The sequence below is a fragment of the Rhodococcus sp. 114MFTsu3.1 genome (assembly GCF_000383555.1).
GTDB lineage: Bacteria > Actinomycetota > Actinomycetes > Mycobacteriales > Mycobacteriaceae > Rhodococcoides > Rhodococcoides fascians_E.
In genome coordinates this window covers 165,733-190,290 of the sequence record NZ_KB911550.1, presented here as the reverse complement: position 1 = coordinate 190,290, position 24,558 = coordinate 165,733, and the positions used below count along the sequence as shown (strand labels likewise).

Below are 24,558 nucleotides of genomic sequence, written 5' to 3'. Positions count from 1 at the left end.
TCGCGTGAGTCGGAGTACAGCCCGCGAGGACATGTTGCGCAGCGCGGCCTTGCTGTTCAGGGAACGCGGCGTCGAGGCAACGTCGCTCGCGGACGTCATCGAGCATGCAGGCGCGCCCCGCGGCTCCATCTACCACCACTTCCCCCGGGGAAAGCCGCAGCTGGTCGAGGAGGCGACGAGGACCGCGGGTGCGCTGATGGGGTCGATGATCTCGCGTGGCCTCGCGGCCGAGGGGCCCGCCGCGACGCTCAGAGCCATCATCGGCGGCTTCCGGCAGCAGTTGGAGGCCACCGACTACACCGCCGGATGTCCGGTGGCGCCGGCTGCCCTGGAGGGTATGAACTCTCCCGCAGCCCTCGTCGCCGCAGGCGAGTCGTTCACGTCCTGGGAGGACACGATAGCCGCGTCGCTGTGGCAGCGCGGTCTGTCGCAGGAGCGTTCGCGCGGTCTCGCCACGATGGCGATCGCGTCGTTCGAGGGTGCCTTGATCATCGCGAAAGCCCAGCGCAGCACCGCTGCACTGGACCGGGTCGAGGTCGAACTTCTCGCCTGGCTGGAGGCTGCGCTCGACGCGTCCTGACGCCGACACTGTTGCTATTACTTCGAGTTACAGTTACCTTCCGATGGTCGCTATGTAGCGCGTCATAGCCGAGGCATGTTCGGTAGCCCGCGGCATGACCAGTCGGGAAGGATCCGCCCGTGGTTCGAACATCTCAGCACCGATCGCTCGCATCCCCTGTTTCGATGTCGACAGCCAGGCAACGCTGGATCGCGCTTGTCGTCATCTGTACCGCCGAACTGCTCGTCGTACTCGACAACACCGTCGTCAACGTCGCGCTCCCGTCGATGGGCCTGCAACTGAGGTCCAGCATCAGCGGCCTGCAATGGGTCGTCGACGCCTACACGCTGACCTTCGCCGGACTCCTGCTCGCGTTCGGCCATCTGGGGGATCGCTACGGGCGGAAGAAAGTCATGATCGTCGGCCTCGCCGGAATCGCGGTGATGTCGATCGGCGGCGCGCTTGCAGCGAACCTCGGGCAGGTGATCGCGGCCCGCGCGCTGATGGGAATCTGTGCCGCAGCCGTGTTTCCGGCAACCCTCGCGCTGATCATCAACATCTTCTCCGACGCCAGGGAACGCGCACTCGCCATCGCTGCGTGGACCGCGATGGCAGGTTTCGCCATCGCGATCGGACCCACCGCGGGAGGCTTTCTGCTGGAACACTTCTCGTGGCACTCCGTGTTCTGGATCAACGTGCCCGTGGCCGCGGTGGTGCTGGCTGCGGCATGGAGATTCGTGCCGGAGTCCAAGGCGTCGCACATCGGTCGGTTCGATCCGGTCGGCCTCGCTCTGTCCCTGGTCGGCATCACCGTACTGGTGTGGGCTATCATCGAAGCCCCGCATCAGGGTTGGCTGTCCGGAATCAGTGTTGCGGCCTACCTGCTCGGTGTCGTCTGCCTCGCGGTCTTCGTGTGGTGGGAACTACGCACCCCCTCGCCCGTACTCGACATGGCGCTGTTCCGGATCCGCCGATTCTCGCTACCTGCCTTGGCCATCGCCGTCGCCTACTTCTCGATGTTCGGGTTCCTGTTCATGATCACCCAGTACTTCCAGGGTGTGATGGAACTCAGCCCACTCCAATTCGGCATCCACTCGCTACCGTTCGCGGTGTCCATCGCCATCGGCGCGCCACTGGCCACCTTGATCGCACAGCGCGTCGGTACCACGGCGGTGATCGTCTTCGGACTCGTCGTGATGAGCGTCGGCATGTTCATCGCGGGACAGGTGAAGGTCGAAACCCCCTACCTCGGACCGGTGTTGATCTCGATGGTGCTGATGGGATTGGGACTGGCCATCGTTCAGGGGCCGGCAACGGAATCCATCATGTCCTCGGTCTCGCTCGACGAGGCAGGGGCAGGCTCGGCCGTCAACGACACCACCCGCGAAGTCGGCGGAACGCTCGGAGTCGCGGTGCTGGGGTCGATCGTCGCGTCCATCTACACCACGAAGGTGGGACCTCGAATCGACGCGATCCCCGACGCCCTCATGGAGCCCTACCAGAAGGCGTTCGCCCGGGAGACCGTCGTCAGCGTCATCGAGATCGTCAAGGCGCCGACCAATTCCGTCTTCGCCGCGCAGAAGGCGGACTTGGTGTACGCGATGAAAGCCGCATCGCTGGAAGGTTTTCAGCTCGCGTCGTACGTCACCGTCGGGTCGGCACTGGCCTGCGCCCTCGCCGTGGCCGTGTTCCTCCCGTGGGCGCGTCAGTCCGGCACCGGTGTGCTCTTGGCCTGGCGAAACACCGACTCGCGCTGACTTCGCCCGCGTGCGGTGCCGCACGCGCATATCCTGACCGCATGGCCGAGCCGATCGACGAGTATTTCCTGCAGTCGATCCGAGCTGCGGGAGCAAGCCGAGAAGAACTCGGGCCGACTCTCACCCCGACGAGAGCACTGGAGTTGTTCGACGCTCAACTCGGCAGCCGCCACCTCGACCTGGCGGCACGATGGTTGCGGTCCCACGGCACGGGCTTCTACACGATCGGATCGTCCGGGCACGAGTTCAACGCGGCCGTCGCCGGTGCATTCCGGCCGACGGACCCGGCTCTTCTGCACTATCGGTCCGGCGCGTTCTTCCTGGAACGCGCCAGACAGGTAGGGGGAAGCGATCCCATTCGCGACGTCCTGCTCGGGGTCGTCGCCGCCACCGAGGACCCCATCTCCGGTGGCAGGCACAAGGTGTTCGGACGAGCTGACCTCGCGGTCCTCCCGCAGACCTCGACCATCGCATCGCATCTGCCGCGCGCGGTGGGAGTCGCGTTCTCCGTGGCGCGGGCCCGCAAGCTCGGGGCGGACTCCCCGTGGCCGTCCGACGCGGTGACCGTGTGCAGCTTCGGTGACGCATCCGCCGGGCACTCCACCGCGGTAGGGGCGATCAACTCCGCGATCAACACTGCGTATCAGGGCGTTCCGATGCCGCTGCTGTTCGTCTGCGAGGACAACGGAATCGGTATCAGCGTGCGCACCCCCGCGGGCTGGATCGCGTCGAACTTCTCCACCAGAGCGGGCCTGGAATACTTTCACGCGGACGGCCGAGACCTCGAGGCCGTCCACGCCGCGTCGATCGCGGCCGCGACCTGGGTTCGAACACGGCGTCGTCCGGCCTTCCTGCACATCGAGTCGGTCCGGTTGATGGGCCACGCAGGATCCGACGTGGAGTCGTCCTATCGGTCGGCTGCGGAGATCACCGCCGATCTCGCCCGCGATCCCGTTCTCTGCACTGCACGGCACCTCGTCGACGCGGGCGTGATCGGTGTCGACGACGTGGTGGAGCTCTACGAGAACAAGCGCGCACACGTGCTGCGTGTGGCGCGGGACGTAGCCGAGCTACCGCAGTTGAACAGCGCGGCAGCAGTCATGGAACCCCTGACGCGGGTAGCCGACACGGCCAAGGAATCGACCGGGGAAGGCGGCCTGGAGTTACCGGCGGGCACCACCCTGGCGAAGGCCGTGAACGCTGCGCTGCAGCACATTCTGTCCACCCGTCCCCAATCGATCCTGTTCGGCGAGGACGTGGCGCGCAAAGGTGGGGTGTACGGCGTCACCCGAGGTCTGCAGGCGCACGCCGGAGCGGCCCGGGTGTTCGACACCGTGCTCGACGAACAGACGATCCTCGGGCTGGCCCTGGGAGCCGGAGTGTCCGGTCTGCTCCCGATCGCCGAGATTCAGTACCTCGCCTACCTGCACAATGCGGCAGACCAACTTCGCGGGGAAGCGGCGACCCTGCAGTTCTTCTCGAACGGACAGTATCGAAATCCGATGATCGTCCGGATAGCGGGATACGGCTACCAGAAGGGCTTCGGCGGGCACTTCCACAACGACAACGCTGTCGCCGCCCTGCGCGACATTCCCGGCATGATCATCGCCTCGCCGTCGATGCCGGACGACGCAGCCGCCATGCTTCTCGCCTGCGCCCACGCTGCCGTGGAACACGGCGCCGTGTGCGTCGTCTTGGAACCCATTGCGCTGTACCACACCAGGGATCTGTACCTGGACGGCGACGGACTGTGGCTTGCCGGGGGAGCAGTGTCGCCTGCCTCGATCGGACGCGCTCGAATCCACGGCGACGGAGTCGATCTCACCATCGTCACCTTCGGCAACGGCGTCAGGATGAGCCTGCGGGTCGCGCGGGCACTCGCCGACGACGGCGTGGGCGTGCGCGTCGTCGACATCCGGTGGATCGCACCACTTCCGTTGGCGGACATCGTCGAACATGCAGAGGCCACCGGCCGCGTGCTGGTGGTGGACGAGACGCGGAAGTCCGGTGGTGTGAGCGAAGGCATCGTCACCGCAGTGGTCGACGCCGGATACTCGGGCAAGGTGCGACGCGTCTGCAGCGAGGACAGTTTCATCCCACTGGGCGATGCAGCACTGCACGTCCTGCTCTCCGAAGCCACCGTCCTCGAAGCAGCACGGCAGATGACCGCCTAATCGCCCTTCCTGGTCATGGGAAGGTGGGGGATCCCGTCCTCGTCGTAGTTCTCACCGCTGCGAACGAAACCGAACCGGCCGTACCACTGCTCCAGTTGAGCCTGTGCGCCGATGACGATGGTGTCACCGTGTGCGTGATCGATTGCCGCGCGCAGCAATTCGGCACTCAGGCCACGGCCGCGAGCGTCCACCGCCGTACACACCCGTCCGATTCTGGTTTCCCCGTCGGTGTACAGCAACCGCAGCGTGGACACGATCCGTCCGTTGTCCGTGTGCCAGAAATGCACCGTCGACGGATCCTCGTCGGCGCCGTCGAGCTCCGGGTACGCGCAGTTCTGCTCGACGACGAACACGTCGACCCGCAATTTGCACAGAGCGTAGACCTGGTGACCGGACAGCTCGGCGAAGTGCGCGCGGTGTAGCTCGCTCATGCGGTGTGCCTCGCTCATGCGGTGCCCTTGATTGCGTCGACGAACGGAGTGAGCAGCGACGCCAGGTCCGCAGCCACGTCGGACGAGTTCTCCGGCGGCATCGAGATGTAACTGAGCGCCAGCCGAACCACGGTGCGCCCCAGCACGTCTGCGTTGTGCGCCGACGCGCGAAGCCAACTACGCTCGAACGTCGACGCCAGCCGCAGCGACGCATGCTCGATCAGGGCACCGCTCTCGGTGGTGACCAGCCGCAGCAGGTCCGGCGGAGGATCGTCCGTCAGCATCGACAGCACCAGCGGGTCCGATGCACTGCGACCGAAGAACTCGGTGAACGCGACGTAGAGGGTGCGCAGACTGTCACCCTCGTTGGCATACACCGCATCGTCCACCGCCGAGACGAACGAATCCGTCAACCGCAGTGCGTACCCCTGTGCCAACCCTTTACGGGTACCGAACTCCTTGTACAGCGTCTGCCGCGAGATGCCCGCAGCCTTGGCGACGTCCGCCATGTTGACCGTCGACCACGTGCGCTCGAGCAGGAGATCGTGCAGACCGTCGAGAATCGTCGTCCGCATCGGGCTCGACACGGCACCCGTGAAGGGTGCGTGCTTGATCGGTGCGTCCTGATAGAGGCTCGGGTCGACCGGTTGCGTTGACACGACCCCCACTCTATCGGGCGCCCCGAGGGTCATGGCCTGCTGATCTCGACCATGAAGAAGTCGGCCTTCGCAGCGCCGCAATCCGGGCAGCTCCAATCCTCGGGGATGTCCTCCCACCGAGTGCCCGGCTCGATCCCGTCCTCCGGCCAGCCCAGTTCCTCGTCGTACTCGAAACCGCACTGAATGCACTGGTAGAGCTTGAAATCCGTGGCCATCTCTCATCCTGCTTTCTGTTCGAAGTCGATCTTCTCCCGGACACCGCAATCCGGGCACGGCCAATCGTCGGCGATCTCGGACCACGGCGTTCCCGCCGGGAAACCTTCACGCGGCGCCCCGGCAGCCTCGTCGTAGACGTAGTTGCACACCGGGCACTCGTACGCCGTCATCACTTCGCGTCCTTCGGTGCATCCGTAGCTGCATCCGATCGGCTACCGGACCGGGCGCCGTGGCGTGCAAGGATCTTCGCGCGCTTGCTCGGCTCGATGTTGACCGCGGTGATGTCACCGCGGTAGTGCTCGAGAACCCTGTGGTCCATCACCTTTCGCCAGATCGGCGGGAAGTAGGCGACGGTGATCATGCTGGCGTACCCGCTGGGAAGGTTGGGTGCACCTTCCATGCTGCGCAGGGTCTGGTATCGCCTGGTGGGGTTGGCGTGGTGATCGCTGTGGCGCTGCAGGTGGTACAGGAAGATGTTGGTGACGATGTGGTCGGAGTTCCAGCTGTGGGCAGGTGCGCACCGCTCGTAGCGTCCTGACTTGGTGGTCGCCCGCAGCAATCCGTAGTGCTCGAGGTAGTTCACCGTCTCGAGCAGCGAGAACCCGTACACCGCCTGGATGAGAAGGAACGGCAGGATGCCGACACCGAACGCTGCCGTCAGAACGCCGAACAGCACGACGGACATGAGCCAAGCGTTGAGTACGTCGTTGCGAATGTTCCACGTGGACTTGCCCAGTCGCTGCATGCGCGTCTGCTCGAGCTTCCAGGACGATTTCAGACTGCCCCACACGCTGCGAGGAAGGAACCGCCAGAAGCTTTCGCCGAACTTCGAGCTGGCGGGATCCTCGGGGGTCGCGACGCGAACGTGGTGCCCACGATTGTGCTCGATGTAGAAGTGGCCGTAGAACGTCTGCGCCAGAGTGACTTTGGACAGCCAGCGCTCCAAGCTGTCCTTCTTGTGACCCATCTCGTGCGCGGTGTTGATTCCGACGCCGCCCATGACGCCGATGCTGATTGCCAACCCGATCTTCGAGGCCAGCCCGAGGCCACCGTCGATGCCGAGCCAGCTCAGGTTGTCCGCCGTCCACAGGTAGCAGGCGATCACCAGACTCGCGAGTTGGAACGGAATGTAGATGTAGGTGCAGTATCGGTAGTACTTGTCGTTCTCCAACGCTTCCATGACCTCGTCCGGCGGATTCTGGCCGTCGGGCCCGAAGAACAGGTCGAGGATCGGCAACAGCCCGTACACCAGAATCGGCCCGATCCACCACCAGATCGGTGAGACGGCATTCCAGCCGAGCTGGTTGAACGCCCACACCAGACCCAGCGCCATGAAGATCGCGGTCGGCGGCACCAGGCCGAACAGCCACAGATACCGCTTCTTGTCCCGCCACTCGTCGACCGGCGTATTCGACTGTGGACTCGTCTGGGTTGCCACGACTGAACTCCTCGTCTTCAGGCGATCGAGCCCTCTCGAACGCCTAGTGGTGTCGATCACTGTGCGGATGACAATACCGCGTAAATGTAAACTTGGATAGACAAAATTGAAAATTTGTCCATCGGGTTGTGACTCAGTCCATATCCGAGCGTTGTGATCGGGTGCCGGTCCCGTTCGAGCGTCGACGTCGAATTGCAGTGGTCACAGCGGCGAAACATTGCCGCCACGGGAGCTTCGTAGTGTCGCCAGGTCGGACTCCGCGAAATCCAATTGCGGAGCGCACCTTGTCAAGGGGTAGCTCATGAGTGGAAATACCGTCCGCCTGCAGGCGATCAAGGACGTCGAGGCGTACGTCCCGCCTGCGGTCAGCTTCGTCGGGGAAGAGAAGCCCGGCGAGATCTTCGGCGAGAACGTCTTCAGCAAAGTGGTCATGCAGAAGCGCCTGCCCAAGTCGGTCTACAAGTCGGTCATCGCGACGATCGAGAAAGGCATGGCCCTCGATCCCATGGTCGCCGACGCCGTGGCGTCGGCGATGAAGGATTGGGCGCTCGAGAAAGGCGCCACCCACTACGCGCACGTCTTCTACCCCCTGACGGGATTGACGGCGGAGAAGCACGACAGCTTCTTCGACCCCGTCGGTGACGGCAGTGCGCTCGCCGAGTTCGCCGGCAAGACCCTCATCCAAGGCGAGCCCGACGCGTCGAGCTTCCCCAACGGCGGTCTGCGCAACACGTTCGAAGCCCGCGGCTACACGGGTTGGGACGTCACCAGCCCGGCGTACGTGCTCGAGAACCCGAACGGCAACACGCTGTGTATCCCCACGGTGTTCGTGTCCATGACCGGCGAGGCGCTCGACCACAAAACGCCGCTGCTCCGTTCGCAGCAGGCGATGGGTGGTCACGCCGAACGCATCCTGACGCTCTTCGGACACGAGGACATCGAGAACATCGTGTCCTTCTGCGGCCCGGAGCAGGAGTACTTCCTGGTCGACCGTCACTTCTTCCTCGCACGCCCGGACCTGCTCAACGCAGGCCGTACGCTGTTCGGCTCGAAGCCCCCCAAAGGGCAGGAATTCGACGATCACTACTTCGGCGCCATCCCGGAGCGTGTCCTCGGCTTCATGATGGACACCGAACGCGAGCTGTTCAAGCTCGGTATTCCAGCGAAGACACGGCACAACGAGGTCGCGCCGGGGCAGTTCGAGATCGCGCCGATGTTCGAGCGCGGCAACATCGCAGCGGACCACCAACAGCTGTTGATGACGACGTTCAAGACGATCGCCAAGAAGCACGGCATGGAATGCCTGTTCCACGAGAAGCCGTTCGACGGCGTCAACGGATCCGGCAAACACGTCAACTTCTCGCTCGGCAACTCCGAGCTCGGGTCACTGCTGGTGCCGGGAGACAACCCGCACGACAACGCCCAGTTCCTCGTCTTCTGCGCTGCGGTCATCCGAGCGGTGCACAAGTACGGCGGCCTGCTGCGCGCCTCGGTGGCGTCGGCGACCAACGATCACCGGCTCGGCGCCAACGAAGCCCCGCCGGCCATCATCTCGATCTTCCTCGGCGACCAGCTCGCCGACGTCTTCGATCAGATCGCCAAGGGCGCGGCGACGTCGTCGAAGGGCAAGGGAACCATGATGATCGGGGCCGACACGCTGCCGGTGCTCCCGACCGATCCGGGCGACCGCAACCGGACGAGCCCGTTCGCGTTCACCGGCAACAGGTTCGAGTTCCGCGCACCGGGCTCGATGCAGACGGTGAGCGGGCCGATGGTCACGATCAACACCATCATGGCCGAGTCGCTCGACTACATGGCCACCAACCTGGAAACCGCGGTTGCGAACGGCACCGAATTCGACACGGCCGTCCAGAATCTGCTCACCGAGATCATCACCGAGCACGGTGCCGTGGTGTTCAACGGTGACGGTTACTCCGACAACTGGCAGATCGAGGCCGAGTCCCGCGGGTTGCCGAACCTGCGTACGACGCTCGACGCCCTACCGGAACTCATCACCGATTCCGCGATGGAGCTGTTCGAGAAGTACAACGTCTTCAACCACCGAGAGATGCACTCGCGGTACGAGATCGGCTTGGAGCAGTACGCACTGACGGTGTTCGTCGAAGCGCGCCTCACCGTCGAGATGGGCCGGACATCGGTGCTTCCCGCAGCCGTGCGGTACCAGACCGAGCTGGCACAGAACGTCGCAGCGCTGAAGGCTGCAGGCGTCGAAGCCGACACCGCCGAACTGCAGTCGGTGTCCGAGCCGCTGTCCGCGTTGCGTTCGGCTCTGGCGACTCTCGAGGCTGCACTGGACAGCGACCCCGGCGGCGACGCTCTCGCCGAGGCGACCCACGCGAAGGACGCTCTGCTTCCTGCCATGGCCGCAGTCCGGACAGCAGCGGACACTCTCGAGGGCATGGTGGCGGACGATCTCTGGCCGCTTCCGACCTACCAGGAAATGCTGTACATCCTCTGACTCACGTGAGCCCAATGTGAGTGGAAATGACAGTGCCATCGGGTCGCTCCGCAGGCTCCGCTCCTGTCCAGGGCCTGCATTTCCACTCACACAGGGGTCAGAAGTCGACCTTCGCCCGAGCGCGAATCTTGCTCACGATCGTGAAGACGATGGCCAGAGCCATCAGGGAGTACAGCACCACGGTGATGGCGCTGCCGACGAGAATGGTCGGATCGCCTTCGCTGACGGCGAGCGCGCGCCGTAGCGAATCCTCGGCGAGGGGTCCGAGGATCACCGCGATGAGGACCGGGGCCAGCGGAATACCGTAGCGGCGCATCATGAATCCGAGGATTCCGAGGCCGAGCATGAACATCAGATCGACGATCGACGCACTGGATGCGTAGACACCGAGGGCCGCGAACACCGAGATGCCTGCGTACAGGTAGTTCTTGGGGATCTTCAGCAGCTGCGCCCACAGCGGGGCGAACGGCAGGTTGAGGATCAGCAGCACGATCATCGCGAGGAACAAGCTGGCGATGAGGGCCCAGACGATGTCACCGCTGCGTTCGAACAGCAACGGCCCCGGCTGCATTCCGTACTGCTGGAACGCCGCGAGAAGGATCGCCGCAGTGGCGGACGTCGGCAGCCCCAGAGCGAGCAGTGCGCCCATCGCGGTACCGGCCGTGGAGTTGCCCGCAGCTTCCGGCCCGGCGACGCCGCGGATAGCGCCCTTGCCGAACATCGGGTTCTTGCGCCGACGGTCGAGCCTGCGCTCGGTGCCGTACGCGAGGAAGCTCGGGACCTCGGCGCCGCCGGCGGGGATGACGCCGAACGGAACTCCGAATGCGGTGCCGCGCAGCCAGGCCGGCAGCGCCTCCCGGAACTCGGACTTGCTCAGCCACGGCCGACCGCCCGAGTTGATCAACGAATTGTCCTCGGGGCGGCCGATTCTCGATGCGATGTGAATGACCTCGCCGAGCGCGAGCATCGCGACGGTGATGACGACGATGTGGATGCCGTCGAACATCGCGGGTACGTCGAAGGTGAAGCGCGACGCCCCGGACGGCCCGTCGATGCCGATGACCGCCAAGGTCAGGCCGATCAACAGAGCCGTCAGACCCTTCAAGGCGGAATCCGATACCACCGCGGACGTCGCGATGAACGCGAACACCGCGAGAGCGAAGTATTCGGCGGGCCCGAAGTTGGTCGCCAGCGAGGCGAGGGTCGGGGCGAAGAACACGACGAGTGTCGTCGCGATCATGCCGCCGATGAACGACGCGATGGCCGAGGTCGCCAAAGCCTGGGGCGCACGACCGTTCTTGGCCATGCGATGGCCTTCGAAGGTGCCGGCGATGGCGGTGCTGTTGCCGGGGGTGTTCATGAGGATGCCGGAGATCGAATCGCCGAACAGTCCGCCGAAGTACACACCCGCGAACATGATGAGGGCAGCGGTGGGATCGAGGGTGAACGTCACCGGGAGCAGCAGGGCCACAGCCATGGCCGAACCGAGGCCGGGGAGGACACCGACAGCGGTGCCCAGGAGCGCGCCGACGAACACCCACACGAGGTTCATCGGCGTCAGCGCCGTGCCGAAGCCCTCGAAGAGACTGTTCAGTGAATCCATGAGAACGTCAGCTCCATCAGAAGATCTGGGCGAGAACGCCGCCGGGCAAGGTCAAGCCGAGGCCGGCGGAGAACGCCAACTGCACCGCCGAGGAGACCAGTAGCGCCACGGCCGCGTCGAACACGTAGCGACGTCCGCCGAGGCCGATCGACACACCCCAGAACAGCAGTGCACCGGCGAGGACCCAGCCGAGCGGGTTGAGCAACACGATGAACAGCGCGACCGATCCGACGGTGATCGCCAGGGTGCGCCAATTGCTGACCGTGCCGGTCAACGCGCGTCCGTCGTCGTCGACGCCCCGATCGATCTCGTCGGGCCTGACCAACAACTGAATGGTGACCAGTACGGCTACGACGAAGCAGCCTCCCGCCACGATGGAGGGGAACACCTGCGGCCCGGGGGACGTCGCGGTCGCCGGAACATCCATGGTGATCGTTCCGTAGACGAGGAAGATGCCGAGCGCGACGAGCAGCGCCGGAACGATCAGTCCGCTACGGCCGACCCAGAACGAGCGCGAGGTCTCGGATTTCGTAGTCGTGTCGGTCATACGAGTCCCAGCTCTCGGAGAATGTCGGTGATGCGGGTCTGTTCCACATCGAGGAACTCGGCGAATTCGTCCCCCGTCGAGAACGATTCCTTCCACCGATTACGTTCGACGGCCCCCTGCCACTGCTCCGTCTCGTGCATTTCGGTGGCGATCGCGATCAACGTGTCACGGTCCTCGTCCGAGATACCGGGTGGCGCGACGATGCCGCGCCAGTTCACCAGGTCGACGTTGTATCCGAGCTCGGTGAAGGTGTCGACGTCGATGCCGTCGACGGGTTCGGGTGCGGCGACCGCGAGTGCACGGACGTTGCCTGCCTCGATCTGGTCGCGGAAGTCGTTGTATCCGCTGACGGCGACCCCGACCGTGTTGGACAGCAGCGAGGTGAGGACTTCGCCGCCTCCGGAGTACGCGATGTAGTTGATCGCGGCGGGATCGATGTCGGCTTCCTGCGCGAGCTGGCCTGCCACGATGTGGTCGATGCCGCCGAGCGATCCGCCGCCGATGGGGAGGCCGCCGGGGTTGGCACGCCACGCCGCGATCATGTCCTCGAGATTCTGGTACGGCGATTCCTTCGGCACGACGAAGACCTCGAAGTCCTCGGCGAGCTTCGCGATGGGAACGGTGTCGGCCAGTGTCGTCTCGGAATTGTTGATCGCGATGCCGCCGAGCATGACGGTGCCGGTGATCATCACCGTCGTCGCCTGACCGGACAGATTGTCGAGCTGGCTGAGGCCGATCGTTCCACCCGCACCCGGCACGTTGACCACCTGCGCGTTGTTGACGATGCCGTCGCTGCGCAGGGCTTGCTGCGCTTCGCGGGCGACGAGATCCCAGCCGCCACCCGCCGCGGCAGGCGCGATCATCGTGAGCTTGGACCTGGCGTCGGAGCCGCTTTCGCTGCGGCTCGCATCGATACCTGCGACGCTCACGGCAGCCACGACGGCGACGGCAAGAATCGACTTGGACAATGTGGGCGAGACCGCCATCAAAAACCTTTCGTGTGATGTGTCACAGCGACACAGTAGATACGCTTTGTCCGAATAGTCCAATCATTCGACGTGACCACAATGAGCACAATTCAGAGGAAGTGAAATGCCCATGTCTGTAGCGGTAGTGGCGAGCGATTCGCCCGAGGGTCGGGAGGCCCTCGTCCGGGCTGTGTCGGAAGCGAACCTCCGGGGCCTGGAGCTCGTCGCCCTGGCTGTCGTGGACACCAACTCCGTGTCCGAGGAGGACAGGGAAGCAACGACTCTCGCGACGGAGCAGATTCTCACCAGCCGCGGTGTCGCTGACGCGACCTTCTCGGTGCGCGTCGAACCGGACGGGGGAGATCCCGCCGGAGCGATCGTCGACCTGGTCGCCGACACCGGTGCCGAACTTCTCGTCATCGGGTCGAAGCGGCGCTCTGCCGTCGGGAAATTCCTGATGGGAAGCACCGTGCAGCGTGTGCTTCTGGACAGTCCGGTCCCGGTTCTCGTGGTGAAAGCACCCGAAGTCGAGCGAGCCCGCTAGAATCGGACATCACGGTCCGAAGCAACACCCGAAACCACGGTGTTGCAGCACCCGAAACCACGGTGTCGAACAAACCAGGGTCGTGCACTGCCCAACCCATCAAACAGAGGATTCATGGACAGCGATAAACCCGGGCCGGACACGGCCCCCCGCACTATTTCCACGACGTGCGAGGCGGTGTCCGGCGAATGAGCGTGATTCTCACTCTCTTGCTCGGCTTCCTCGTCGTATTCCTGATCACGGTCGGTACCGGCTACTTCGTGGCCCAGGAATTCGCGTACATGACGGTGGATCGCTCACGGCTGAAGGCTCGCGCCGAAGCCGGTGACGCGGGTGCCCGTCGAACTCTTCAGGTAACCAAACGCACGTCCTTCATGCTGTCCGGTGCCCAACTGGGAATCACCGTGACCGGACTGCTCGTCGGTTACGTCGCCGAACCACTCATCGGTCAGTCGCTCGGCACCATCCTCGGCGGTGTCGGAATCCCGACCGCCGTGGGAGTCGGCATCGGCGCAGTGCTCGCGCTGCTGTTCTCGACGTTCATTCAGATGCTGTTCGGCGAGCTGTTCCCCAAGAACTTCGCGATCGCTCGTCCCGAGCCGGTGGCCCGGTGGCTGTCGCTGTCGACCACCATCTATCTCAAGCTCTTCGGTTGGCTCATCACCATTTTCGATCACGCGTCGAACCTGTTGCTGAAGGCACTGAAGATCGAACCGGTACACGACGTCGAACATTCGGCCACCCCTCGGGACCTCGAGCACATCGTCGCCGAGTCCAAGGACTCCGGAGATCTGCCCGACGAGCTGTCGGATCTGCTCGATCGCATCCTCGACTTCCCGACCCGCACGGTGGAACACGCGATGATTCCTCGTTCGCGGGCGGCAACCGTCCGCGCAACGGACACTCTCGCCGAGGTCAAAACGCTGATGGGGCAGGAGCACTCCCGGTACCCCGTCCTCGACGACGACGACGGAATCGTCGGCGTCGTGCACCTGCAGGACATCCTCGCGGTGACCGATCGACCGGACGCTCAGGTGTCCGAGTTCGTCCGCCCCGCGTTGATCCTGCCCGAGGTTCAAGCCCTGCCCGACGCCGTCGTCGAGCTGCGGTCGTCGAAGAACCAACTCGCTTGCGTCATCGACGAATACGGCGGGCTGACGGGCGTCGTCACGATCGAGGATCTCGCCGAGGAACTCGTCGGCGAGATCACCGACGAGCACGACGAGGACGAAGTCGATCAGACCCCGATCGCGGGTGAGGACGGCTCCTGGACCATGGCGGGTGAGGTACACGTCGACGAGGTCGAGCGGTCGATCGACCACGACCTTCCGGACGGTGATTACGAGACCATCGCCGGTTTCGTCATCGCGCATCACGGTTCGCTGCCGACCGTCGGCACACGCATCGAGGTGGATCTGCCGGCCGAGTCGGAAGACCTCATCGCCGACGACGACGAACTCCCCGAGCGTTTCGTGTCCGTCGAGGTGCTCGAAATCGACAACTACGTCCCATCGTCCGTGCGCCTCGAACTGGGGCAGCGGGACAAGGTCGAGGCCGATTCGGCCGAGGCGGAAATGGATGATCACCGATGAGTAATCCCTGGGTAGTTCTCGTGGTCACCATCGGGCTCATCGCAGCCAGTGCGTTCTTCGTCGCGGTGGAGTTCGCGTTGCTGGCGGCCAAGCGTCACCGGCTCGAGGACGCAGCTCCGAACAGTAGGTCGGCAAGGGCCGCACTCCGTAGTTCGAGCGAGCTGACGGTTCTGCTGGCAGGCTCGCAGCTCGGAATCACGCTGTGCACGTTGGCGCTCGGTGCAACGACCAAGCCCGCGGTGCACTACGCACTGACTCCGATGTTCGAGTCCTGGGGCATCCCGTACTGGGTCGCCGACGTCGCGGGCTTCGTTCTCGCGTTGATCATCGTCACCTTCCTGCACCTCGTCGTCGGTGAGATGGCACCCAAGTCCTGGGCCATCGCTCACCCCGAGAAGTCGGCGACGATGCTGGCGCTGCCGATGCGCGGTTTCATGTTCCTGACCCGGCCCGTCATCGTCGCGATGAACGAAATGGCCAACTGGTTGCTCCGCAAGGTCGGCGTCGAGCCGGCTGCACAGGTGGCGTCCGGCCAGAACCCGGACGACCTGAGGCAACTGGTGGAGCATTCGGTGAACGTCGGTGCGCTCGACGCCAGTTACTCGGTCCAGATCGCGGGTGCGCTCGAGTTGCAGAACCTGCAGGTCGGCGATCTCGTTCGCGCGCAGGGTGTCCCGATCTCGGTCCCGACGGACGCGACGGTCGAGGACGTGCGTGCGGTGGCCCTGGAATCCGGTCATCTGCGCATCCTGGTACGTGACGGTGACACGATCAGCGGTGTCGTGCACGTGCGTGACACCCTCGCCGGGGACGTGACGCTCGCCGAGGTCACTCGGCCGGTCTTCACGTTGGAGGCGTCGACGCCGGTCTATGTCGCTCTCGCGTCGATGCGTGAGACGAGCAGTCATCTCGCACTCGTCGTGAACAGCTCCGCGGACGGAGCCGATACGACGGTGGGCGTCGTGACGCTGTCGGACGTTCTCTCCCGTCTGCTGCCGACACCCGTACCGGCAGGCTAGCCGCAGGAAACACGAGGGCCGCACCGAGAATCACAGCCCGTCGGGTCGTTCCCGCAGGCTCCACTCCTGTGCGGCCCTCGTCGTGTGTAGTGCCACCGCAGTGATCAGGCTGGGGTGATCAGGCTGGGGCGATCAGGCGGGGTTGATCACCAGGAGGGTGGCCCAGTAGGTGGCGATATCGTGTCCGAGCTGGGGGAGCAGGGCGTCGTACAGCAGGTAGGACATGAGGGGCGAACTCCTTGTTCGTCGCTGCGCCGCACGCGGCGCACGGTGGCGGGCATCGACGTTCATGTTTCCCCACGCCGGGCCCGTGGTCAACGTGCGACGTGGAGCCCGCGGAACGTCCCCGAGATCCGGTCAGGGTTGTCGGACGAGGGGCTCGGGACTTCTGGCCAGTTTCCACAGGATCGGGGCGGCGAGGTGCAGGACATCGCGTTCCAGTTGGGTCAGTTCCTCGCTCATAGCGTCGGCGAGCCAACTGTCGCGCTGTTCGCGGTCCGCTGCGACGAGTTCGGTGCCGGAGTCGGTGATGCGAATCAGCAGGCGTCGACGGTCGCCGGGATCGGGGCTTCGGGTGATGAACCCTTCGGCCTCGAGTGCATTCAGGTTGCTGGTGAGGGATTGGATCCGCACGCCCTGCATCGCGGCGAGGTCGACGGGTGCGCTGGACCCTCCGCTGCGTTCCACGTCGCCGAGCACCTGCATCTGACTCGGCGTGAGGTAGTGCCTGGGGCGTTGGCGTCGGAGCCTGCGTGTCAGGGCGAGCATCGCCTCGCGCAGCTCGGTCGCGTGCGGCGGACTCACCTCCGCGCCGGCAGGTTTGATGGCGGTGTTGTCGATGCTCATGCGTTCCGACCCCGTTCTTGGTAAGGGTGTACGTACCTTTAACAGCCTTCGAATCGATTATGTTCGTCCCAATGATAAGAGTAGGCTTAGCGTGTGCGAAAACTTGGGTACACGCTGCAGCGAGCTGTGAGGCTGTGGGTGGGCCTCGTACTCGCCACCGGGGCGGTGTGGGCGGTTCTGGCCGTGGCCAAGCTGTCGGCAGCACCGTTGTTCGCGTCGCTCGTCGTTGCGGCCGTGTTCGCGGTGAAGGGGTACGGACCCAGTAAAGTGCCGAGGCCCGCGGGTATGGCAGCGCAGGGCATTCTGGCGGTCAGCATCGGATTCATGATCGACACGGAGACGCTGTCCGCGCTCGGGGCGAACTGGCTTCCGGCGCTTGCCGTATGTCTTGCCACGTTGATCGTCAGTGTCGGCGCCGGAGTGCTACTCGGCGCCCACCGCGACGTCGACGTGCTGACCGGCGCACTGTCGATGATCGCCGGGGGTGCTCAGGGCCTCGTCGCGATCGCCCGAGAACTCGGTGGTGACGAGCGGATCGTCGCCGTCGTGCAGTACGTCCGCGTCGGTCTGATCATCGTCACCATGCCGTTGGTTGCGACGCTCGTGTTCGGTGCCGGCTCGTCGGGCGGCGCGCTGGGTTCGGGTGACGGTAGCCCGCTCTACGTGGACCTTCTGGTGGTGCTCGGGTGCATCGTCGTCGGAATCGGGGGTGCCCGCCTGATCAGGTTGCCCGCGCCTGCCACGCTCGGGCCGCTGGTGGCGTCGGGCGCGCTGGAGTTGTCGGGGTGGATCGACTCGGTGTCCGCGCCGATGGTCCTGCTGCCGATCGCGTTCGTGCTGATCGGTTGGCAGGCGGGCCTCGCTTTCACCGGTGAGAGTGTGCGGGCGGTCGGCCGGGTGTTGCCGTGGGCGATCCTGCTCATCGTGATCCTCGGCGTCGTCTGCGCGCTGCTGGGCCTCCTGCTGTCCCACCTGACCGGGATCAGTCTGCTCGAGGGATACCTCGCGACGACGCCGGGTGGTCTGTCGGCGGTACTGGCCGTGTCCGCTGCCAGTGGCGCCAACGTCACGTTCGTGGCGGCGGTGCAGGTGATTCGGTTGGTCATCATGCTGTTCGCCGCGCCGTTCGGGGCCAAGGCGTACCTGGCGGTCAGGGCGCGGTCCGAGCGCAAGAAGCAGCGAGACGACGCCCTCGTGGGCTGACCGTCACTTCTGTCGATTGGGTGATGAAAGAGGAAGTCGCTTATCATCAGCCGATGACATCGACCGGTGACATACGCGATGCCCCAGTCGGTACGCGCAGCCGACTGCTCGTACCTGTCCTGATCGCGATCTGCACCATCGTGGCTGTCGTCAGCAGTGTCGGTGCACCGCTCATCCCGACGGTGGCCGAGACGTACGGCGTGTCCTTCACCGGAGCCCAGTGGTCGTTGACCATCACCATGCTCACCGGCGCCGTGACGGTTCCCGTACTCGGACGGCTCGGCGACGGGCCCAGGCGTCGGGAAGTGCTGATCGGTGCCCTGGCCGTGGTCCTGCTGGGATGCATCTTCGCGGCCGTCCCCGGTAACTTCGCCCTACTGATCGTCGGGCGTGGTCTACAAGGAATCGGGCTCGGCCTGATGCCTCTGGCCATGGCCATCGCCCGCGACCACCTGGACCCGCCGCGGGCCCGCTCGTGTGTCGCGGCACTGTCGGTGACCGCCGTCGCCGGTATCGGCCTCGGATATCCGTTGACCGGCGTCATCGCCCATGTCTGGGGATTTCACGCGTGCTTCGTCGTGGCCGCACTGGCGTCGGCGCTGGTTCTCGTGTCGGCCGTCGTCGTCGTACCGAGCAGCGGGCACCTGACGCGGCACCGGCTCGACGTGACGGGCGCCCTCGTGCTGGGCGCAGGCCTGACGTTCCTGCTCCTCGCGATCAGCCTCGGTGGGCAGTGGGGTTGGGGCTCACCGCTGCTCGTCGGTTCGTTCGCAGCCGCCGCCGGCACCCTCGCCCTGTGGGCTCGCCACGAACTGCGCACGCCGCACCCCATCGTCCAGCTTCGACTGCTGCGGAACCGGTCCGTACTCACCGCCGACGTCACCGGGCTGCTGGCAGGCATCGGCATGTTCGTGCTGTCCTCGACGGTCATCCGGCTGGTGCAGACCCCCACCGACACCGGGTACGGCCTCGGTCGGTCGGCCATGGTCGCCGGACTCGTCCTGGTGCCGTTCTCACTGGCCAGCGTCGCCGCCAACCGTCTGCTGCCCGCAGCGAGCAGGGTCCTGCCGAAGAACCTCATCATGCCCATCGGTGCACTGGCATTCGTCGCCGCGCTCGTCGTCTTCCTCGTCGGTCGCTCGGAACTGTGGATCGTGTTCGCGGTGATGGGCATCGCCGGTCTGGGTGTCGGCTTCACGTTCGCCGCCATGCCTGCACTCATCGTCAGTGCCGTTCCACAGCACGAGACCGGCAGCGCCCTCGGCGTCAACCAGGTCACGCGCACGGTGGGCGGTGCCATCGGAAGTGCGGTCAGTGCAACGGTTCTGGCGGCGTACACGGTGCCGGGCACCCTGTACCCGACGGCCGACGGATACGAGGCCATCATCGTCGTCGGAGCCGTCCTGTGGCTCGTCACGGCACTGTTGGCAACGGTGCTGCCCTACGCCCGTCGGCGAGCGTCTCGAACACCGAAGGCGAACGGCAGCCCACGCGGTGATCTCGAGGTACGTCATGGGATCTGAGGGGCGAAGCAGGAATTCGGCGCGTACCAGGGCGGATTTGCTGGCTGCCGCGGCCGAGCTCTTCGGGCAGAGGGGATTTCAGAAAACGACCCTGCGTGACATCGGCGATCGTGCAGGCGTCGACCCGGCGCTCGTTGCACGATACTTCGGCAACAAGGCGGCGCTGTACCTCGCGACCCTCCCCACCGACGACACAGGCCCGGACCTCGCCGACATCGCCGATCCGTCGCGCATCGAGGACACGATCAGGAGGGTCGCTCGCCTCGGACCCGGACCGGTTCTGCATGCCGTCGTAGGCAAGCACGACGACCCGGACGTGCAGGCGACCGCAGCCGAGCGGGTGGACAAACGACTGACGGTAGGGCTCGAGAACCGGCTGCGCGCAGCCGGTTCCGGTAATCCGCGGCTACGTGCACAGGTGGCGGTCGCGGCGCTCTCCGGCATCGCGCTCGGCCGGGCTGCCGGCACGCTCGACGAACTGGCGACCGCGGATCAGGACGACGTCGTCGCCCTGACCGCACGGATACTCGGATCCCTGCTCGAGCCGTGAATCACGTCCAGAGATGCTTCAGGACTCCAGTACGTCGAGCATCTTGTTCGCTTTCATGATGCTGCCGAACAGGTAGGCGTTGGACGGCAGGTACTCGATTCGTCCCTGAAGGAGGCCGAACAGCGGGTTGGACTTGACGGTGTCGAGGAACTGGCCGGGCTCGGCCGCAGCACCGTCGGTGACGACGAAGATACGGTCGGCGTCGAGCAGATTCGTCTGCTCGAGGCTGACCTCGAAGAACGAATCCTCCGCTGTGCCGACGTCCTGGTACTCGGGCGAGCGGAAGCCGACTGCCTTCGGTGTGGTCCAGATGAACGAGCCCTCGTATCCCATGTAGTTCAACTTGTCCGAACGCACGCGGACGAAGCTGGCCGTGCCCGGGTCGGGACCGAGTTCCTGCCGCACCGCGTCGACGCGGGCCTCGTAGTCCGACAGCAGCGTGGCGGCCTCGTCCTGTTTGCCGAGGTGATCGCCGAGCAGCCGGAGGGTTTCCTTCCACTCGTTCGCGACATCCCCGACGGCGACGGTCGGGGCGATGCCGGAGACGTTGTCGTAGAACTCCCGCTGGGACTCGTCCTCACTGGTGACGATGATCAGGTCGGGGTTCGCGCCGATGACCTTCTCCACGTCCACGTTGGCCTCGGAATCGCCCACCGACGCGGCGTTCTCGGGAAGCTTCTCGGCGATGAAGTCCGGCCAGGTGCCGGTCGTCTTCGGAACGACCGTCGCGACGGGTTCGACGCCGAGAGCGAGGACCGACTCGAGCACGTTCCCGGCGTCGAGCACCACGACACGCTGCGGATCCACCGGAATGTCCGTGGTGCCGTACAGGTGGGTCACGGTTCGAGTGTCGGCGGACGAGGTCTCGTCTTCCTGCGGGGAACTGCACCCGGTCAGGACTGCGACGCACACGAGGGATGCCGCGAACGCACTTTTGTAGACAACATTAGGCATGGCTTAGAAACTAGAGAGTGACTCCACTCGGACACAACTCGGCGGGGCGGACGTGACACGTCTCACTTCTAGCTTCAACCGACCGCGAACGGTGACGAGACCCCGGTGAACGGTGTCGGACGCCCAGCGAGATCACGCGAGCTTCCGTAGAGCACCACCCGATACGAGCCCGCAGGCTGATCTGCCGGTATGTCCCACTCGACGGTCGTCGTGGTGATCGGCCCGGCGGCGTCGAAGAAGATCTTCGTGTACCAATCGCCGTCGTCGTATTCGCGAGTCCACGTACCCGCTCGGTCTCGTTCGATCGCGAGATAGGTGTCGTCGCGGCGTAGATCGGAGTTCGGGTTGGCACCGGAAAAACGAACCGACACCCGCTGCCCGACGCCGTATGCCGCGGCCGGTTGAGTCAGGACGTCGCCGAACGTGGTTCCGGGTGCGGCCACGTCGACGAAGGACAGTCCGCCGGGGGAGTTGGGAATCGATCCGGTGAGGTCCCGCTGGGGTTCTCCGCTCGGTACGGGTGTTCCGTCGCGGAGAGCGACGGCGAGTTCGGTCGCGATCTGCACGGTGGCGGGCAGTTGCCAGCGCCCGAATGCGGTGGCGCCGCCCTCGTAGTCCTGCTGGTCGTACTCTTCCGGAGTGGTGACGTAGTGGCCGTAGCCGTTGGTGTAGCCCTGGACGACGACGAGTTCGCGGTCGACTCCCAAGGTGTCCGCCAGCGCGGTCCGCAGGCGCGACCCGGCCATCACCGTCGGCTCGAACGGGCAGGAGAAGAGGTGGAATGCGCCCAGTCGTGCCAGATGAAACGGCAGGACCTGCTGTACGACACCAGGGATCAACCCGACGGGGAGTATCACGTCCTTGGGTGCGTGTGCGTCGCGCAACCACTGAGGCACGACAACCGAACCGATCGCTGCCAGAGCAGGATTGCCGCCGCGCTCGCCCTCCTGCAGTCCGAGCTCCGGCAGGCCGCCACCGTCCTCCTGGCTGGACGCGGCGAAGGCGGCACCGAGGGCCGCGGGGCTGGTGGTGTGGGTGCGGCCGTCGCCGGTGAACTCCGGTCGTACCGTGACGGACGCGAAGTCGACGTACGTTCCGCGCATCTCGATGCCGGACTGCAGTGCGGTGCCCGGTGCGCCGATCTGCGCACTCGCCGAATCGAATTGGCGTTCGCCGATGATGCGGGTGTTCTCGAACTCGTCGGCCGTCGGACCGGACCCGGGCTGCTTGTCGAGGTTCGGTGTCACATCGCCCGGTGTGCTCTGGCAGAACGCCGCGACGAACGACGGATCGCGGTAGTCGACGCCCGCGACCTCACGCTCCCAGTGCCACGCCGCGTAACCTTTGTTGTCGGTGCTCACCAGCAGATTGGTCGCCTTCATCGACGTACCGTGTGTGGCAAACCAATTGACGACGCCCGCGAGCTCACCGCGTCTGGACACCTGCAGCGTCACCGAGCGTGGATCGATCCGCCCCGGCAGTTCGGCGGCGTCGGGGTTCCTGTCGAACGCCTGCGGCGAACGGTTCACTCCGGCATCGGTCAGGGAGGATGCGGTGACGACGACATCCGAGGGCTGAATGTCCTCGTGTGCCCGCGTGATCGCGTCGACGATGCCGGAGACGTTGGCCTCGAACGTGATCGGCCGGAAGCCGAGGGTCGTGATGTCCACGAGGAGGTGTCCGTCGGTACCGCCGGGGGCAGCGTGGGTGTGCGTGGCCGACAGCAGGACGTTCCCGCGATGGTAGAGGTGCCCGTACCGAGCGTCGAGCCGAGTGAGCACCGCTTCGAGGATGCTCTCGAACATCAACCCGACCTCGCACGTCACGTGCACCAGGCGAGTGTCCGACGCCGGATCGACGAAGACGAATGCCCGCGCGCGCTGCCGTAGATGAAGGCCTGCGCTCGATTGTTCCAGTACCGCATAGCCGTTCATACCTGCGCCGAAGGGCTCACCCGTCATGTCGCCGATTCCGCGACCGACATGCAGTCCGGCGGGCGACGCCCATGCGGATGTCGATTCGCGCGTTGCAGTCGCCAGAGTTGCCACGCCGGCTGCAGCAAGGAATGTTCTTCTTGACGGATGCGAGGTCACCGGTGACACGCTATAGCCGCTGCTTCTTTCAGGCGCGCAAATCGCTCAGCGAGCGTCGTGCTGCGCGCGAGCGTCGAGAACGGCGGGGAGATTGGATTCGACCAACTCGATCAGGCCGACCAGTCGATCCGCGACGGACCGGCCGAGTGGGGTGAGGCTGTATTCGACCTTCGGCGGGATCGATTCCAGGACAGTACGCAGGACGAATCCGTCGCGTTCGAGGGTCTGCAGCGTCTGGGACAGCATGCGCTCGCTGACTCCGTCGACCCGTCGCCGAAGGGCGTTGAACCTGTAGTCGCCTTCGGACAGAGCGGCGAGCGCGAGGATGCCCCAGCGGCTGGTGACGTTCTGCAGTGCTTCACGTGAGTGGCAGCCCCGCGCGAAGACATCGGCCTCGAGGGTCGGGTCCTGTTCGCTCATGTAGTCCAGGGTAGCGCATGCAGATGGATTAGCGCTGCACCAAAAGGTTGCACTGTCGAAAAAGTAAGCGCATAGTGGTCGACGAACACCGACAACCGGAGGAGCAAATCATGACCACAGCAGTTACCGGCGCAACCGGACACCTCGGCGCACTCGTCGTCGACGGCCTGATCGAACGTGGCACGGCCGCGGGCGACATCGTCGCCGTCGTCCGCGATGCAGCCAAGGCGCAGTCGCTCGCAGACCGGGGAGTCCAGGTGCGCGTCGCCGATTACGCCGACACCGACGCGCTGAAGGCAGCGCTCGCGGGCGTCGACAAGCTTCTGCTGGTTTCGGGGTCGGACGTCGGCCGGCGCATCGCGCAGCACGAGAACGTCATCGGCGCAGCCGAGGCTGCAGGCGTGTCGCTCATCGCGTACACCTCGTTGCTGAAGGCGGACACGTCCGGACTGAGCCTCGCACCCGAACACCTCGCGACCGAGAACCGCCTGGCCGAGTCCTCGATCCCCACCGTCGTGCTGCGCAACGGCTGGTACTGGGAGAACTACCTCGGCGCACTGCAGCAGGCAGCCGACAGCGGTGTACTGCTGGGCGCAGCGGGCGAGGGCAAGCTCGCGGCCGCGTCGCGCGCGGACTTCGCAGCCGCTGCGGTGGAGGTGCTCCTCGCCGCGGATCAGGGCGGCAAGGTCTACGAACTGGGCGGAGACGAGCGGCTCACCTACGCCGAGCTCGCCGCCGTGTTCACGCAGGTGTCCGGCAAGCCGGTCGAGTACAAGAACGTGTCGGAGGACGAGTACAAGGGCGTCCTCGAAGGAGCGGGCCTGCCCGGCTTCGTCGCCGAGATGCTGTCGAGTGCCGACGCGGGAATCGCGCGCGGCGAGCTCGACACGGACTCGGGCGACCTCCAGAAGCTGATCGGCCGTGCGTCGACTCCCGTCGCGTCCGTTCTCGGCTGACGGTAGGACGGAAGGGAAGCCGGGCGG

The 24,558-nt window shown here is 65.3% G+C and carries 23 protein-coding genes; 11 read left to right on the top strand and 12 right to left on the bottom strand.

Annotated elements, in window-relative coordinates; all coding sequences use genetic code 11:
* Positions 1-4 precede the first annotated feature (4 nt).
* The 3 genes from H292_RS0114510 to H292_RS0114500 all read left to right on the top strand — a co-directional run bounded on the left by H292_RS0114510 (position 5) and on the right by H292_RS0114500 (position 4,490).
* The gene (locus H292_RS0114510; RefSeq protein WP_026347543.1) at positions 5-580 is read left to right on the top strand and encodes a TetR/AcrR family transcriptional regulator; all 576 of its coding nucleotides are present in this window, start codon (positions 5-7) and stop codon (positions 578-580) included.
* 164 nt (positions 581-744) lie between these two features.
* Complete coding sequence (locus H292_RS0114505; RefSeq protein ID WP_020111871.1) at positions 745-2,316, top strand: MFS transporter; 1,572 nt, start codon at positions 745-747, stop codon at positions 2,314-2,316.
* Positions 2,317-2,357: 41 nt separating this feature from the next.
* Complete coding sequence (locus H292_RS0114500; RefSeq protein WP_020111870.1) at positions 2,358-4,490, top strand: thiamine pyrophosphate-dependent enzyme; 2,133 nt, start codon at positions 2,358-2,360, stop codon at positions 4,488-4,490.
* Here H292_RS0114500 and H292_RS0114495 read toward each other — a convergent pair.
* From H292_RS0114495 to H292_RS0114475, 5 genes are read right to left on the bottom strand one after another with little or no spacing between them, the layout of a single operon-like run.
* Positions 4,487-4,939 (bottom strand): GNAT family N-acetyltransferase, encoded by a 453-nt coding sequence (locus H292_RS0114495; protein ID WP_019663700.1) that lies wholly within the window; start codon positions 4,937-4,939, stop codon positions 4,487-4,489. The genes H292_RS0114500 and H292_RS0114495 overlap by 4 nt on opposite strands.
* Positions 4,936-5,589: a TetR/AcrR family transcriptional regulator gene (locus H292_RS0114490; RefSeq protein WP_019663699.1), complete on the bottom strand. Its 654-nt coding sequence runs from the start codon at positions 5,587-5,589 to the stop codon at positions 4,936-4,938. The genes H292_RS0114495 and H292_RS0114490 overlap by 4 nt, the downstream gene beginning before the upstream one ends.
* A 20-nt stretch (positions 5,590-5,609) precedes the next feature.
* Entirely contained in the window at positions 5,610-5,795 is a 186-nt protein-coding gene (locus tag H292_RS0114485) for a rubredoxin (RefSeq protein WP_019663698.1), read from the bottom strand.
* A gap of 3 nt (positions 5,796-5,798) precedes the next feature.
* On the bottom strand, positions 5,799-5,966 hold the full coding sequence (locus H292_RS0114480) for a rubredoxin (protein WP_019663697.1): 168 nt from the start codon (positions 5,964-5,966) through the stop codon (positions 5,799-5,801).
* The gene (locus H292_RS0114475) at positions 5,966-7,234 is read right to left on the bottom strand and encodes an alkane 1-monooxygenase (protein ID WP_019663696.1); all 1,269 of its coding nucleotides are present in this window, start codon (positions 7,232-7,234) and stop codon (positions 5,966-5,968) included. Before H292_RS0114475 ends, H292_RS0114480 begins: the two co-directional genes overlap by 1 nt.
* A gap of 301 nt (positions 7,235-7,535) precedes the next feature.
* Here H292_RS0114475 and H292_RS0114470 point away from each other — a divergent pair, with 301 nt between their 5' ends.
* Complete coding sequence (locus H292_RS0114470) at positions 7,536-9,713, top strand: glutamine synthetase III family protein (protein WP_020111869.1); 2,178 nt, start codon at positions 7,536-7,538, stop codon at positions 9,711-9,713.
* 97 nt (positions 9,714-9,810) lie between these two features.
* Here the strand turns inward: H292_RS0114470 and H292_RS0114465 are convergent, their stop codons facing one another.
* The 3 genes from H292_RS0114465 to H292_RS0114455 are packed head-to-tail and all read right to left on the bottom strand — an operon-like array spanning position 9,811 to position 12,849.
* On the bottom strand, positions 9,811-11,316 hold the full coding sequence (locus H292_RS0114465) for a tripartite tricarboxylate transporter permease (RefSeq protein ID WP_020111868.1): 1,506 nt from the start codon (positions 11,314-11,316) through the stop codon (positions 9,811-9,813).
* Between the two features lie 16 nt (positions 11,317-11,332).
* Positions 11,333-11,863, bottom strand: coding sequence for a tripartite tricarboxylate transporter TctB family protein (locus H292_RS0114460; protein ID WP_019663693.1), 531 nt, complete (start codon positions 11,861-11,863; stop codon positions 11,333-11,335).
* Complete coding sequence (locus H292_RS0114455; protein ID WP_019663692.1) at positions 11,860-12,849, bottom strand: Bug family tripartite tricarboxylate transporter substrate binding protein; 990 nt, start codon at positions 12,847-12,849, stop codon at positions 11,860-11,862. The genes H292_RS0114460 and H292_RS0114455 overlap by 4 nt, the downstream gene beginning before the upstream one ends.
* Positions 12,850-12,955: 106 nt before the next feature.
* Between H292_RS0114455 and H292_RS0114450 the strand changes: the two genes are divergently transcribed.
* The 3 genes from H292_RS0114450 (at position 12,956) to H292_RS0114440 (ending at position 15,986) form a co-directional block, all read left to right on the top strand.
* Positions 12,956-13,375 (top strand): universal stress protein, encoded by a 420-nt coding sequence (locus tag H292_RS0114450; protein ID WP_019663691.1) that lies wholly within the window; start codon positions 12,956-12,958, stop codon positions 13,373-13,375.
* 188 nt (positions 13,376-13,563) lie between these two features.
* Positions 13,564-14,967 carry a hemolysin family protein gene (locus H292_RS0114445; protein WP_019663690.1) on the top strand — a complete coding sequence of 468 codons (1,404 nt, stop codon included), beginning with the start codon at positions 13,564-13,566 and terminating at the stop codon, positions 14,965-14,967.
* Positions 14,964-15,986 carry a hemolysin family protein gene (locus H292_RS0114440; RefSeq protein WP_026347541.1) on the top strand — a complete coding sequence of 341 codons (1,023 nt, stop codon included), beginning with the start codon at positions 14,964-14,966 and terminating at the stop codon, positions 15,984-15,986. Before H292_RS0114445 ends, H292_RS0114440 begins: the two co-directional genes overlap by 4 nt.
* Before the next feature lie 357 nt (positions 15,987-16,343).
* Here H292_RS0114440 and H292_RS0114430 read toward each other — a convergent pair whose 3' ends face one another.
* On the bottom strand, positions 16,344-16,832 hold the full coding sequence (locus tag H292_RS0114430; RefSeq protein WP_020111867.1) for a MarR family winged helix-turn-helix transcriptional regulator: 489 nt from the start codon (positions 16,830-16,832) through the stop codon (positions 16,344-16,346).
* A 93-nt stretch (positions 16,833-16,925) separates the two neighbouring features.
* On the opposite strand from H292_RS0114430, the gene H292_RS0114425 reads away from it, so the two are divergent.
* Genes H292_RS0114425 through H292_RS0114415 form a run of 3 tightly spaced genes read left to right on the top strand, consistent with a single transcriptional unit; the run spans position 16,926 to position 20,108 of the window.
* Positions 16,926-18,035 (top strand): AbrB family transcriptional regulator, encoded by a 1,110-nt coding sequence (locus tag H292_RS0114425; protein ID WP_020111866.1) that lies wholly within the window; start codon positions 16,926-16,928, stop codon positions 18,033-18,035.
* Between the two features lie 53 nt (positions 18,036-18,088).
* Positions 18,089-19,558: an MFS transporter gene (locus H292_RS0114420; RefSeq protein WP_230595911.1), complete on the top strand. Its 1,470-nt coding sequence runs from the start codon at positions 18,089-18,091 to the stop codon at positions 19,556-19,558.
* On the top strand, positions 19,548-20,108 hold the full coding sequence (locus H292_RS0114415) for a TetR/AcrR family transcriptional regulator (protein WP_027498825.1): 561 nt from the start codon (positions 19,548-19,550) through the stop codon (positions 20,106-20,108). The genes H292_RS0114420 and H292_RS0114415 overlap by 11 nt, the downstream gene beginning before the upstream one ends.
* Positions 20,109-20,126: 18 nt before the next feature.
* On the opposite strand, the gene H292_RS0114410 is transcribed toward H292_RS0114415, so the two are convergent.
* The 3 genes from H292_RS0114410 to H292_RS0114400 all read right to left on the bottom strand — a co-directional run bounded on the left by H292_RS0114410 (position 20,127) and on the right by H292_RS0114400 (position 23,575).
* A complete protein-coding gene (locus tag H292_RS0114410) occupies positions 20,127-21,062 on the bottom strand; it encodes an ABC transporter substrate-binding protein (protein ID WP_020111863.1) in 936 nt (311 codons plus the stop codon).
* Between the two features lie 74 nt (positions 21,063-21,136).
* Entirely contained in the window at positions 21,137-23,155 is a 2,019-nt protein-coding gene (locus H292_RS0114405; RefSeq protein ID WP_231383849.1) for a neutral/alkaline non-lysosomal ceramidase N-terminal domain-containing protein, read from the bottom strand.
* A gap of 45 nt (positions 23,156-23,200) precedes the next feature.
* Positions 23,201-23,575, bottom strand: coding sequence for a winged helix-turn-helix transcriptional regulator (locus H292_RS0114400; protein WP_019663681.1), 375 nt, complete (start codon positions 23,573-23,575; stop codon positions 23,201-23,203).
* Positions 23,576-23,685: 110 nt separating this feature from the next.
* Here H292_RS0114400 and H292_RS0114395 point away from each other — a divergent pair, with 110 nt between their 5' ends.
* Entirely contained in the window at positions 23,686-24,531 is an 846-nt protein-coding gene (locus tag H292_RS0114395; protein WP_026347536.1) for an SDR family oxidoreductase, read from the top strand.
* Positions 24,532-24,558: the final 27 nt, after the last annotated feature.